Annotated in this window: 7 protein-coding genes; all 7 read right to left on the bottom strand. The window is 47.7% G+C overall.

All coding sequences use genetic code 11. The annotated features are described in order from the left end of the window. Positions 1–18 precede the first annotated feature (18 nt). The 7 genes from BUA83_RS07000 to BUA83_RS06970 all read right to left on the bottom strand — a co-directional run bounded on the left by BUA83_RS07000 (position 19) and on the right by BUA83_RS06970 (position 14,019). The gene (locus BUA83_RS07000) at positions 19–5,313 is read right to left on the bottom strand and encodes a two-partner secretion domain-containing protein (RefSeq protein WP_072935510.1); all 5,295 of its coding nucleotides are present in this window, start codon (positions 5,311–5,313) and stop codon (positions 19–21) included. A 292-nt stretch (positions 5,314–5,605) separates the two neighbouring features. Continuing rightward, positions 5,606–8,584: a two-partner secretion domain-containing protein gene (locus BUA83_RS06995; RefSeq protein WP_072935507.1), complete on the bottom strand. Its 2,979-nt coding sequence runs from the start codon at positions 8,582–8,584 to the stop codon at positions 5,606–5,608. Between the two features lie 297 nt (positions 8,585–8,881). Next, positions 8,882–10,390 (bottom strand): sensor histidine kinase, encoded by a 1,509-nt coding sequence (locus BUA83_RS06990; protein ID WP_072935506.1) that lies wholly within the window; start codon positions 10,388–10,390, stop codon positions 8,882–8,884. Next, positions 10,374–11,063, bottom strand: coding sequence for a response regulator transcription factor (locus tag BUA83_RS06985; RefSeq protein ID WP_072935505.1), 690 nt, complete (start codon positions 11,061–11,063; stop codon positions 10,374–10,376). Before BUA83_RS06985 ends, BUA83_RS06990 begins: the two co-directional genes overlap by 17 nt. 219 nt (positions 11,064–11,282) lie before the next feature. Then, entirely contained in the window at positions 11,283–11,687 is a 405-nt protein-coding gene (locus BUA83_RS06980; RefSeq protein ID WP_072935503.1) for a thioesterase family protein, read from the bottom strand. A gap of 55 nt (positions 11,688–11,742) precedes the next feature. Continuing rightward, positions 11,743–12,639 carry a LysR family transcriptional regulator gene (locus BUA83_RS06975; protein ID WP_072935501.1) on the bottom strand — a complete coding sequence of 299 codons (897 nt, stop codon included), beginning with the start codon at positions 12,637–12,639 and terminating at the stop codon, positions 11,743–11,745. 129 nt (positions 12,640–12,768) lie between these two features. Continuing rightward, on the bottom strand, positions 12,769–14,019 hold the full coding sequence (locus tag BUA83_RS06970; RefSeq protein WP_072935708.1) for an ATP-binding protein: 1,251 nt from the start codon (positions 14,017–14,019) through the stop codon (positions 12,769–12,771). Between the last annotated feature and the right edge of the window lie 18 nt (positions 14,020–14,037).

Raw genomic sequence — 14,037 nt, 5'->3', positions numbered from 1 at the left:
AATTTCATTTACAACCGATTAAGCAAGGATTTCCTTTGCGTCCATGTGTACGCAGATAACCTGCATCTCTTCAAGGGAAAGTCCCATCTCCCCGAAGGCTGCGCTGAGTGCTGCAGCACCGACGTTTACGTTGTTCGTCTCTTCGCCTTTTTCAAGGAGAGCCGTTGCCTGGTTGTCATTCGGATAGATATCAAAGCTTGCGCCGTTATACGTGAGTTTGAAAGCTGCTGCACCATCCACAGTGTCAAGCATTCTGTCATACTCACGATACTGATTGACCTCCAGCTCAGGCATCTCCATAGCCGCAGACATATCAGTCTCGGATATCTTTGATGCCGTCATCGTTACACTATCAGGCGTGCTGGAAATGTCGAACATTCCGCAGGGGATAACCTGACTGCCTGCAAACTTGAAGAGCGGAAGTCTTCCGTCCATGAGACCTGCGACCTTATCTACGCCGTCTACCTTAGCGGTCTTCTGGCTCAGTTCAACATCTGCGTTGCCTTTGAGCGCCACAGCCGAGGTCATCAGTTCGTTGGTCTGAGGCTTATAGTTCTCAGGATTATCCAACCTTATGACAGTCGAATCGTCATAATTGAAGCGGTAATTTCCTACCGTATCTCCGGAAGAAATCTTCTCTCCGTTTACGTAGTAGTCAACGCCATAGGACAATCCGTCACCAAGTCCCGTCGTACCATAGGATACCTTCGGAGCTGTAGTATCTCCGTCTACAATCTGAGAATCGTAGGAAGGAGTACCATCCAGAACCTTAATCCGGCTGTCGACAATTTCATATCCGCCGTAGTTAAGATTAACATCCTTCGGATTAACCGTCAGCTTTCCGCCATTGAAAGCAAGACCGTATCCGTTTTTGCCGGAAGCCGTCACTTTAATATCGTAGTCAGCAACCGATGCCAATGATGCAAAGCCATCTGATGTAAGGTTTACGCCCTCCACGAAAGACTTCGGTGCAAGGGTTGTATCCATGAAGACTTTACTCAGGTCTTCATCCTTATTGTTCTTATCTGCAAGATTGCTCGTAACTTTGTAGCCATCGCCTGTGCTTACGTCGCCATAAGTCTTTGTTACGTCATTTGCTGTTACCGTCAGTGTCGGCTGATATTTGAAGGAATATGTATTCTTTCCGTTGTTGTCGACAGTACCATCTGCTTTCCAAACAGCGGTATTCTCGCTGTAGAGACCGTTGAAGAAATCATTCTCCGGAGTCTCTGAGTAGACCTGCCATGTTCCATTTGTGTCGATAACATTCGCGCCAACGTTGTTGATGAAGGCGTCACCTGCACTAATCTGAACAGCGCCATTTTCATTGCTTCCGGCTTTAAGCGCACCATTAAGATTGACATTGTTTCCTGCATTGAAGGAAATCTTATTCTGTGCAGTTACATCACTGCTATTGATGTCCTTTGCAGCATTGAGTTCAACATCGCCCTCTGTCGGCACTGCACTGCGAAGCCTCATCAATCTGCGCTGTGGAACTGCAGCCTCCTCAACCTTCGGAGTACCTGCCGTAACAGTGTTATTAAGAGTGATGCTGCCCTCTGTGGAGGTCAGTGAAATATTCTTGCCCGTCAGCGCCGCGTTGATTGTCATATCGCCCTTTGTGGTGATGGGGGACGCGATAGAAGCGGTGTTTCCTTCAAGGCCAATGCTGTTCAGTGCACGCTTATTGCCGATTTCGCCGTTGAGCTCGATATTAGGCGAGTTGATATTCAGCGATGACTCTCCGACGTTAATCTCCTGAATGTAGGAGTCAGCGAAACTTTTTCCATTCTTATTTCCTGTTGCAAAAGCATCATCCCAGTGGCCCTTATACTCTATAGCCAGTACATCCTGAAGCGCGTTGGTGTCAGAAGGCTCACCGGCAAGGAAGTTCGAGTAATACCCATCAGTTACCGAACCGGAAACAACATTCTTGTTCTTATTTCTTGTCTGTGTGAAGAAGGTCTCCCCTGCCTCAGGGCCTTCAACCCATTCCCAATCGCGTGTCTCTGTGCCATCCTCGTTTTTGACCCACTCGCCGGCTTTGCCGCCAACATAGCTTTCATTATAGTTGCCTGGACGGACAGCAGATGCAGCCGAATCCTCAATGCCGTCGGTAATTGTTGCAAGATAGCTTTCTCCTGCGACATGTCCGTTGCCTTCCGCAGCTTTTTTACGGGCATATTCCCAGTAGTTCGGATGTACGCCTTCACCCTGTTCTGCAGCCTCTGCCTTCAGCTGTGCCTGCTCTTCCTTCGAAATCTCTCTGAAGGCGTAGGCATTGCCGGAGTTGATTGTTCCTTCGAACTTCACCGTGCCGTATTTCTCGTCAGCCGTGATATCCACTGTACCGCCGGTTGCAAGGACTACATCACCGCCAAATCTTACATTCTTGGCAGCTATCTTGCCGGCCTCTCTGTGTATGTCGTAGCCGGTCTCCTCACCTGCATTATTGCCACGGATATAATGTCCGATATAGGTATTTCCTGTTATATCAAGGATACCATTGGTATTGATATCAGAGTAAATAAGCGTTGCGCCGAACTTCTCACCTTCGCGGTTGCCCTGCTCAAGCGCGATAGGCGAACCGGCCTCTGTTACGATAGTAAGTTTCTTCTCCGAGCTGATTGGGCTTCTGAGAATCACGTTACGGTCTGCCCTGAGAGTTAATTTTACATCAGCACCCTCGTTTTGTATTATGCTGCCGTACATACCGATATCAGCAGTATTCGTATCGTTATCTGCCACAATGGTGACACTCGTATTTTCCAGTGTTTTTGAGATTGCCTGTGAGCTTATTTTGCCGTAAGCTTCCTTATTGACATTGTCGTAAGCAGATTTAGCATAAGCTTTGTTTGCATTGACAAGCTTACCCATAGCATCCTTAAGGCTTGTCTTGTTAGCTTCGTCAGCGGTTTTATATGCCTCGCCCTTTGCTGATACAATTACTTCCTGCTCAGCTTTGGAAGCTTTCAGACCTGTAAGCTCCTTATCCGAAGCCTCGGCAGCACCCTTTGCTGTATCGTATACTCCCTGCTTAGTGTCTAAAACACCCTGCGCGCCGTTCTTTACATTTTCTGCTGCCTCCACAGCAACACTCGCGTTTTCAAATGTGCCGGCTGCGCTGTCAGCCAACGTCTTCGCTGTATTATAAGCTCCCTGCTTAGAATCAAATTCTCCCTGCGCTTTATCTGCCTCTTCTTTGGCAGGAGTAACCGCATCCTGTTTGCTTTTAGCATCAGCTTCAGCCGCATCATAAGCGTCCTTCAGACCAGGAATCTTACCCTCAGCCAAATCTTTTTCAGTCAGTGCACTATCAACAGCTCCCTGTGCGGAATTGTACGCCTCAGCTTTGCTAGTGTTTTCTGCTGAAACATTATCACGAACATCATATGCTATATCACGTCTTTCGTCGACATTAAGCCCAAAAAAGTCAAGAATATCATAACCAAGGACTTTCCAGAACCCCCAGTCTTCTCTCCCTTCCTCTTTTGCTTTATCGACCTCTTTAGTCATGAAGTCATGCAAATCGTTGTAGGCATTGTTATAAGGTACAAGATTCCATACCAATCCAAGCCCTTTTTTCCTATATTTATCCATATCGCTGACGTAGCCGTTTACCTTTTCGTAGACTTCTGCCGCAGCTTTAGCAAGTTTCTTTGCATCATCCCTGGCAGTTACGCATTTGTCGTACGCATCGCTCTTGTCGCTGAAATCCTGCTGTGCAGCTTTCAATGCCTCGTCCGCTTTTTTTAGCTCACCTTGGGCTGTGCTGGCATTATCCTCTGCCAGTTTCAATTTAGCAGATGCTTCGTTCAGCGCCTTCTGTGCATTATCTCTTTCCGTTTGTGCCGCGGAAAGTGCTTCCTTTGCTTTTCCGTCCGTTGACTTAGCACTTTCAAGAGTTTTCTGTGCTTCCTTCAGCGCTTTGTCAGCCTTATCAAATAAATCCTTTGCCGCCTTCAGCTCTTTTTCCGCTGCCGCCATAGCAGCTTTCTTATCATTGTTATCCGCTGTCTTTGCTTCAATGTCCTTTGTCAGCGAATCAACCTTTGCCTGTGCTGCGTCACGTGCCTGCTTTGCTGCCTCTGCCTCAGCATACTTTGCCTGTGCTGTTTCAAACTGTTCATCTACTTTTTTCTTCGCCTCAGCCAGTTTCTCTTTGGCAGCGTCCATCTGTCCTTCGTTGCCCCACCAGCTGTTGACACTGCCGTTTACATCGACCTTCCACTGACCGGTACTGTGGCCCTTTCCAGCCGTAGCCTCTGCGTGAATATTGGCATTTGGCTCAACGGCCACTTTCACGGTTTTCATGAAGACATTTCCGCCGTTGGCACCGGAAGCATTAAGCTCTGCTTTGTTGTCAACATAGATGAAATCGCTGTTTACAGTGATGTTACCGCCATTAGCGTCATTTTCACCTGATGCGTCAACCGTTCCGCTTATTGCTGTGATGCCTGTTCCTGCATCAAGAACAATCTCGCCCTTTTCATTGACAGCGAGACCTTTTGCTTCGAGCTTTGCACCCTCAGTATTTACGACAGAGCTGAGCACCTTGTCTGCGCCACGGGCCGTCATGGCAATAACGCCATTCTGTGCAGAAATCGTGCCTGCGTTAAGGACATTCGCTTCAGATAATCCACCATCCACAGTGAAATTGATCTTTGCGCTGTCAAAGTTTACGTTCAGCTTCTGACCTGCAGCAAGCTGAACCTTGCCGCCTTTGCCTGTCGTTATCTTGCCTTCATTATCAACATTAGCGGCATGAAGAACTACAAGTCCGCCCTCATTCTTCAACTTTTCATTTATAAACGCCTGATTGATAATAGCCGCCGTATTATTTTCTTCTATATTAAGTGCAAAATCACCCGTGCTTGTTCCGAAGCCCTTCATGAAGGTATCATCAACCTTTGCCGTGGAAGCCACGAGTCCGCCAACATCCACCGATGCGCCTTTTCCGAAAAGCACACCGTTGGGGTTGATAAGGAATACCTTACCGTTTGCAGTAAGACTTCCGTAAATCTGCGATACATCGTTTCCAGTCACGCGGTTGAGAGCTATGCTATCCGCACCCCGCTGATTAAAATTGACATGCTCGTTGCTTGCAATATCAAAACTCGTCCAGTCAATAGCTGCTCTGTCGGTTGTCTGTGTGATGTTCATTGTGTCCCCGGTTGTCGTTATGACAGCCTCGCCCGACTTTACTGTACCATCCGTCGGCAGCGCGTATACTGTGGATACGCTTGCCGAAAACAGCGACATTGCGATAGCTGCGGACAATCTTGCCTTTTTACTGATTCTTGGTAAGCTCATTAATAAACCCCTCTCCCTGAAAAAAATTCCTTATTGTCATCACAAGCCAACAGTGGCTCTGTATTTGAGCAATTTTTCTTACTACACTTCATTTATATATGGTTTTTAAGTCCCATACATGAGTCTTATTTCCCTATCTACTGATATTTATTTTATCATTTTATTTTCATAACGCAATACTTTTATCCCAATTTTCCAAAAATTTTCATAAAAAGAAGCTGTGTATACAATGCTTTTGCATCATATACACAGCTCTTTGGTATTGCTTTATTTTGTTCCTTCAGGAACCTTTTTATGCGTTCATGTGTACCAGGACTGCCTCCATATCCTCAAGGGACAATCCCATTTCACTGAATGCTGCGTGAAGTGCGGCTGCGGTAACATCCACATTACCTGCGGAGTCGCCCTTCTGCAGAACAGCCTGTCCGTTTCCGTCTACCGGGTAGATTTCGAAGCTCGCGCCGTCGTATGTGAGTTTGAAATCTGCTGCACCATCCACAGTGTCAAGCATTTTCTGATACTCACGATACTGATTTGCATCCCGCGTCCTAGGTACGGCAGGTACTCCGTCTGCTGCAGGGTTTACTTTTACATTGACCGCATCAGGTGTTGCCGATATCTCCAGAAGTCCTTCAGGAATCATCCTGTTTCCCGTGACCTTGTAAAGCGGCATCTGTCCGTCCATGAGACCTGCGACCTTTTCAACATCGCCGGCTCTTGCAGAATCCACAAACCTTACGCCTGCAGAACCCTGGAGCGTAGACGCTGCAGCCATCAAGTCTTTTGTCTGGATTTCATCAAGTCTGATTACAGCGGCATCATCAGGATTGTACCGATATCCGCCTCCGGCATTGAGTGTAACCTCTGCCAGATTCTTCTTGTCTCCGATTGGGCCTTTTACCTCGATATCTCCGCCTGCGTTGACTCTGAGGGAGGACTCTTCGAGATTGGTCTCGCGGATGTAGAGAAGATAGCTGCTTCCCATATCCTCGTAAGCATCATCCCAGCGCGACATCGTGTAGTCCTCGCCGTATCCCGACCATCCCGGGTTGCTGTTGTTGAAGCCTACCGACATTACGGTCTGTCCGTTAGCTCCGTCATTGTTGGGGTCTCCGGACGAGAAGTTCGTGTATCCTTTGGTATCGGTAGTTCCATCGGTTGTCGCGTATCCGCTTACGGCCTTTGTGCTGTATCCGGTTCCGCGATTCATTTCCGATGTCTGTACGAAGTAGACCTGACCTGCTTCCGGACCGTCTGCCCATCTCCATTCACGGGTTGTTGTGCCGTTCACTTCATCGTAGACCAGCTTCGACGAAGCTTTTCCGCCCGTATATGCCTTCTTTTCCCTGCTTGGGAGAACTGCGGCAACCGCCGAATCCTCAAGGCCGTCGGTGATTGTTACAAGGTAGCTGTCGCCTACCGCAGAGCCGCCCTCTGTGCCGTTTCTGGCAGCCTTGCGTGCTGTTGCCCAGTAGTTGACCTTGCCATTGACCTTTTCGTAGGTCATTCCTTCAATTGTACCGCCCTTGTAAGCGTTTCCGGAATTTACGCTTCCTTCAATCTTAGCATCCTTTTCGGCGTTGATTTCCAGAGTATCTGCTACCGCAACGACAACGTCGCCGCCAAGGGTAACATTGTTTCCGGCAATCTCACGGCCGCTTTCGGAGGTTCCGTCGAGGATTCCTACGAAGGTATTTCCGCCAAGGTTGATATCGCCCTTCGTGTTTACATTCTTCCAGAGGATGTTCGCGCCGAAGAGTTCCCCATCACGGTTGCCCTGCTCAAGCATGATCGGCGAACCGGCCTTAGTCGTGATGTTGAGCTTTTTGTCCGATGTAACTGCGCCGCCGAAGACCACGTTACGGTCTGCGGTGAGCTTGAGAGTCGTCTCTCTGTCACCTGTTTTCGTTACGTCACCGGAGATGACGATATCGGATACCAGGTGCTTCACGTTGTGAGCCGTGATATCTACATCCGTTCCGGTAAGCATATTTGAAAGTGCCACATTGCTGATAACGACATTATCCCGTCCTACCGCAGCGTAGAGATTCTTTGTATATTCAGCATCTGTCCTGTTAAGGCCTGTTGCTGCGCTCTTGATGTCCACAGTGTCTTCGGTATTGACGGTGAATTTACCGTTTGTACCGTTAGCAGCTGCGATGTTGATTTTAGCATTATCCGTTACAAGCAGTCCCGAGTACTCAGGAGCAATCGTTCCGCTGTTCGCACCGGAAGCATCAAGCGTACCGTCGATGGAGATGCTTCTTGCCTTTGCCGTAATCGTTCCGCCGTCAGCGCCATTGACTCCGGACACATCAATCGTACCGCCCATGTCAACAACGCCCCAGCTCTTATCAGGAGTCTTTCCAACGGTTCCCGCTTCAAGGATGATTTCTCCCTTTTCATTGACCGCGAGTCCATTTGCCTCAAGTCTTGCTCCGTCGGTGTTGACTACAGAGCTGATTACTTTATCTGCACCCCGGGCAGTCATGGCGATGATACCATTCTGCGCGGAGATTGTACCTGCGTTCAGAACATCGGCCGCTTTTAAGCCAGACTTATCATCAACTGTCACAGCGAAGTTAACCTTATCGCTGTCGTAGTTGACCTTCAGCTTCTTGCCTGCGGCGAGCTGTACGATACCGCCGTTTCCTGTCTTAATCGTCCCGTGATTCTCTACGTTAATCGCATGGAGAACAACAAGTCCGCCTTCTTCATTTATCCTCGCATTAATGTCAGCCCGGTTGATGACCGCAGGATTTTCCGGTTTTCCGTGATCATTTTGAACCTCCAAGACAAAATCCTTCCCATCGGCGAACTTCGTCACGTCAAAAAGATTATTGGTATTGTTAATATCCTTCAGCTCTCCGGTGGAAGCCACAAGACCGTTCACGTTGATGGAGGCCCCCTCAGCGAAGAGAATACCGCTCGTATTGAGGAGAAACACTTTTCCGTTTGCGTTGAGCGCGCCGTAAATCTCGGACACGTCATTTCCCGTCACACGGTTCAGAGCAATGCTGTTTGCATTCGGCTGCACGAAATTGACTGTTTCGTTCGCTGCAATATCGAAGCTCGTCCAGTCAATCGCAACACGATCGGTTGTCTGATTGATATTCATCGTGTTGTCCACGACAGAACTTATTGTCGCCTGACCTGATTTAACCACGCCATCTGTCGGCATCGCATACACAGCAGAGACGCTTGCAGAAAACAGCGTCATAGCGATAGCCGCCGCCAACCTTGCGTTTTTACCAATCCTTTGCAGTCTCATAGCCAAGCACCTCTTTCCCTGAGTATTTTTTAACCTGCCGGTTCAAGCCCCTTGGTAATTCTTTTGGGGAACAACACCTCGTATAAACTACTGGGCTATTTGTCCCTGTTATAGCTCTAATTACCCTTACTTTTATGTTAATTTAATTATATCATTCTATTTTCATAATTCAATGATACAAAAATCCTAGATTTTTTATTTTTAATAAAAAAAATATGCACAAGCCTGCATTTTACTTGTGCATGAATAAATCTTAATAGGATTATACTCCCATTTTTTGTTTTTTCTAATTGTCTTTTAGGCTTTATTTTCAACCGTAGGTATGAGCATATGTATAGTCGTACCTTTTCCCAGTTCGCTTTCTATGGACAGTTTAATGTCATGAGCATCTGCTATCCACTGGGCAATCGCCATACCGAGGCCTGTTCCGCTTACACCTCCGGCACTTGAGGTACGTGAGCTGTCCACGCGGAAGAAGCGTTCAAATACTTTTTTGTGATTTTCAGGAGCGATACCTATTCCGTGGTCGGCGACTGTCACGTCCAGAAAATCTCCCTTTCGCTCGGATGCAAGCTCAATATCTGTTCCTGCAGGGGAATATTTCACCGCGTTCTCGATGAAGATTCTCAGCATCTGACGAATCGTAACGGCATCGGCAAAAATCACGCCCGCATCGTTTCTGTTGAGCTTGAAGTGATGCTCCGGGAATATCATTTCAGCCTTTTTCGGTAAGCTCTCCATGATTTCATCCAGGCTGATTCTTTCCTTATTTAATACCTGCCGTTTCATATCGGCACGTGCCAGGAAAAGAAGTCTTTCGATAAGGCCGCGCATATCCGTTGCTTCCATGCGGATATCATTGACGGCTTCATTGAGAGCCTCAGGATCGTCCTTTCCCCACCGCGACAGCATATCGGCGTAGCCCAAAATAACCGTTACAGGGGTACGCAGCTCATGGGACGCGTCGGAAACAAATCTCTGCTGCTGCTTAAAGCCTGCCTCAAGACGGTCAAGCATCCTGTTTATCGTCTCCACAAGCTGCTTCAGCTCGTCATCTGCCTCAGGCACGGGAACCCTTCGGCTCAAATCGTTTACCTCTATATCCTGCGCCGTCTGGTTTATTGTCCTGATAGGATTGAGCGTTTTGCGGCTGGCAAAATACCCTGCCACAAGAGCAACAAGTATACCAAAGAAGTTCGACAGGAAAAAGCCGTTGGCAAGTATGTTCATGAACTGGCGTTCAGCGGTAATCATTCGCATGAAGTGAAGCGTGTAATCCCTGCCGCGCCAATGTACAGGCACTTCCTTAAAATAGAAGTGAAAGTTATCCATGATGGATACCTCAAGCTCATCGTTCGCCCAGACAGGATTGTCCTTGACAACTGCCCCCTCCACATCGGTAAAGCTGGGATAAAGCTCTGCGTTGTCAAAGATTACACGTCCGTTTTCGTTCGTTATGCGAAGAACAACACCCGGGATGATTGCGCCACGGCGGAAAAGCGCCATTGCAAAGCGCGGCGGCGGCTCCCATTCAGGGTCCTGAGCCTGACGTTTTTTTATGTATTCCTCGTTCTGCTCGGAGGTTCTCGGCGGCAGCTCTTCCTCAGGCACCTTATCCGTCTGCTCAACAACTTCCATTGTCATCCTGATAGTATCACGAAGCTCTACTCCTGCCTGGTGATAGACAGAAAAATAAAGTCCTATAACAGTGAAGGTACTTGTTACAAACAGAATCGTGACGAGAATCGACGCATAGAGCAGCGTAAGACGCAGGGATATGCGAAGGGGTTTAATCTTTAATGACATACCCTACTCCACGCATTGTATAGATATATTTTTCTCCAAATTTCTCATCAATTTTGGCACGCAGGTAGCGGATGTAAACATCAACCACATTCGTATCGCCTACGTAGTCATAGCCCCAGACCTTCTGGAGAATCTGGTCTCTTGAGAGAACAGTGCGCTTGTTGCGGAGCAGGAATTCCAAAAGCAGATATTCCTTCTTCGTAAGGTCTACCGGCTGTTCCTTCACTCTCACCTCATACCGCGACGGATACATGACGAGATCCTTTGCTACGAGAATCTCCCCGTCCGGGGAATCCGTTGCCGGGTGATAGTTGCGAAGCACCGCACGGATACGCGCCAAAAGCTCCTGAATAGCGAAAGGCTTCGTGATGTAGTCATTGGCACCCAGGTCAAGACCGCAAACCTTGTCGTTAAGGTCGTCCTTTGCCGTCAGCATTATAATAGGAACATCCGAAAGCTTTCTAACATTGCGGCAGATTTCCATGCCATCCATATCCGGAAGCATTACATCCAGCAAAACGAGGTTGAACGACCCCTGCAGAATCCTCTCATAGGCACGGCGTCCATTCGCCTCTGTAGCTGTCTCAAACCCCTCATGTTCCAGCTCCATTTGTAAGAATCGTGCAATCCGTCTCTCATCTTCAACAATAAGAATTTTCATAGGTTCTGTCATATGAATACCTCCCTGGTTAATTCATTCAGCTCATAACTTAACTATAATACAGTCATAAACAAAAAGATAGCACCGCTCTTTTTATTTAACTGAATTATAACCGTGTGCCTGATTAGTTTAACATTTTTTAATTTTTATCTAAAGTGTGAATTTTAATTGTGTAACAAAAAAGGGATTGTGAAAAATGCCCAAAACGGCCTTTTCACAATCCCTCAAGGTTCAATGAGTTGCTTTGCTTTGCGCCTTCGCCATGAATTTTTCCGATTCGACGGCAAATCGTTCGTGAGTACCGTGTCCGATTTCACCGGCTTCATCAAAGGCTTTTATTTCGTAGGATATTTTGCGCCCCTCAACCGCCGTAACCTTTGCGACAGCCCGGGTGAGTACTCCTATGGGGGTTGCCGAGGTGTGCTCTATGGAGAGCGCGATTCCTACGCTTGTCCATCCTTCAGGAAGCTTTTCCTGCGCCAGCTCCGCAGCCGCCTGCTCCATCAGTGCAGTCATTGCAGGTGTCGCATATACATCAAGTGAGCCGCTCCCCATCGAGCGCGCCGTGTTTTCCTGTGTCACCTCGGATAGAGCTGCCTTTTCCATTCCTTCCTTAATATACTCTGCTGCGTCCATAAATAAGCGAAGTCTCCTCTCAGTCAAGCCCATAATATATATTTTTTCGAAAGCCTCAGTCCCGAACGTCCTTTACATACATTTCGCGGAACATGTCAATGAAGTGACGCGCCGTTGCCGAAAGTGTGCGGTTTTTAAGCCATGACACTACCGTATGTGTCATCATATCCGGGTCAACAAGCTTCTTGCACACCAGCTGCCCGTCGTCTGTTATAAGGCTCAACGCCGAATAAGGAACAAGTGCCATGCCAAGCCCCGTGCGGACATTCAGGATATCCTGCACGATACTGTCGCTTTCGCAAACGAGATGCGGCGTAAAGCCTGCCTTTTTGCACTGTGCGACGAACGAGCCCTTCCAGCGGAAGGGAAGAATAATAGGCTGATTTTTCAGCTCCTTTACGCGAACCTCGTCATCCTTTTTGCCGCAGATACAGTTGTCACGGTTCATGACCATGATAAGGGGCTCATTGGAAAGAATAATGGAATCATATACATTGGCATCAGCCTGTGTCCGCGTAATTCCTATTTCAATAGCACGGCTGTCCAGAAGCTCAAAGACACGGGTTCCTTCGCTCTCCCAAATCTGAAACGTCACCTGCGGATAGCGTTCATTAAATGAGCGCATGAGCTGCGGCAGGAACTGCGCGCCCGAGGAAACGATTGTACCGATGCGGATGGAGCCTGCGATACCGGTGCCGATTTCCGTAATCTCACGCACCGTGCCGTCTACCATACCCAGGATATGCTCAACACGGGAGTACAGAAGCTGGCCTGCTTCCGTAAGACGGATACGGCGGCTGCCGCGCTCAAAGAGCTTTACCCCGAGCGACGTCTCCAGTCTTTTCATCTGACGGGAAAGCGCCGGCTGCGCAATATCCAGCCGCAGAGCCGCATGGCTTATGTTTCCTTCCTCAACGACAGCATAAAATGCCTGCATATCTTTGATTTCCATAATATACTCCTTGCTCATATATAACTTTTAATATACAACATATAACATATTATACTGCTATTTTATAGTTTTGCAAGAAAACAGCCTAAGTAATACAATCTATTTTTCACACTCCTTTGCCTTGCACAGTTACTTCACAAAATATTTCAGTCCACGTCCGTTTCCTTCCTTAGCTATATAGCCTTTCGAGACCAGCTTTTTCAATATCGCAACCGTCTTATTTTTTCCGAAGCCGGTAGCTTCAACAACCGCCGAGCTTGATACGCTGTGTCCCTTCACAAAATCATAGACCGCATTTTCATCCTCAGTCAGCTCCTGCTTGCCCCCGATGACAGGCAGTACCATCCTTATTGACTCAGAAAGTATCTCGTAGGTTGGTTTTTTTGCGCTGTCCCGATAAGTCTCATTGATTCTGCGTATGCCCGTTCCAAATTGTTCAATCATATTAAGTCGGAAAAACACATTCGCTATGATACGGTTTCTCAGAATGGAAATACCGCCTGACAGGTAGCCCTCCCTGCTCATTCCTTTGGGCAGCCCTCCCGGGGACGTAATTTCAATCCTGTCCGTGAACATTGATACGGTGATATATGCTCTGATATCCCATGCTCTGTGTACGATAGCGTTCGCCACAGCTTCACGGAACGCCGCCTCAGGAATAAGCTCCTTCTTTTCCCGCAGGCTGCCACGAATCTCTTCATAACTGTAATATTTGCGATACAGCGCCAGTGCCTTATCATACTGCGCAAGAACAGATACATGCTCATAACGCTCCCTGTCCATCAGCACACTGATACTGTCTCCGAACCGCACCATGTCAATACCGCAAAAGCTGTTTTCATCTGCCAAAAGCTCCCCCGCTACATTGTAGCCGGTCTTTTCTTCATACAGCTCCAATGTCTTCAGCGTATCCTGCGTGACCTCATTAAGATGCAAAGCTTCCCCCAGCTTTTCCGCCAAAATCTTAAACGAGAGCGTCTGTGTTTTCGCAGGTGTTTCCTCATAGGAAAGATTCTCTCCTTCCAGCACCAGCCGCGTAAGCTCCAATCGGTCTACCTCTATAGTTGCCGAATCATTTCTTTTATACGCCTTCGCCTTGTAAAGATACGGCTTATGCATTCCTTCTTCAACGCGCAGAGTGATAACTCCGCTTTTTTCGTGTATGCTGAGTGAATAGTCCGGTACAGGATCAATGCTGTCATTGATACGGTTTTCAATGTCCAGACATGCCTGCTTCGGATTTTTTATACCTATAATAGTGCCATCATCCTTTATTCCGAATTTGATGCTTCCCGTTCCGTAATTTGCGAAGGCACTGACCGTCTTCAAAAACGTATTCGATATAGCTTCCTTGTATTCCAAATCCTTTGTTTCCCGCATATTCATACGCCTCACTTT

This window comes from Schwartzia succinivorans DSM 10502 (genome assembly GCF_900129225.1).
Classification (GTDB): domain Bacteria; phylum Bacillota; class Negativicutes; order Selenomonadales; family Selenomonadaceae; genus Schwartzia; species Schwartzia succinivorans.
This window is presented reverse-complemented; position numbering and strand designations above follow the sequence as displayed.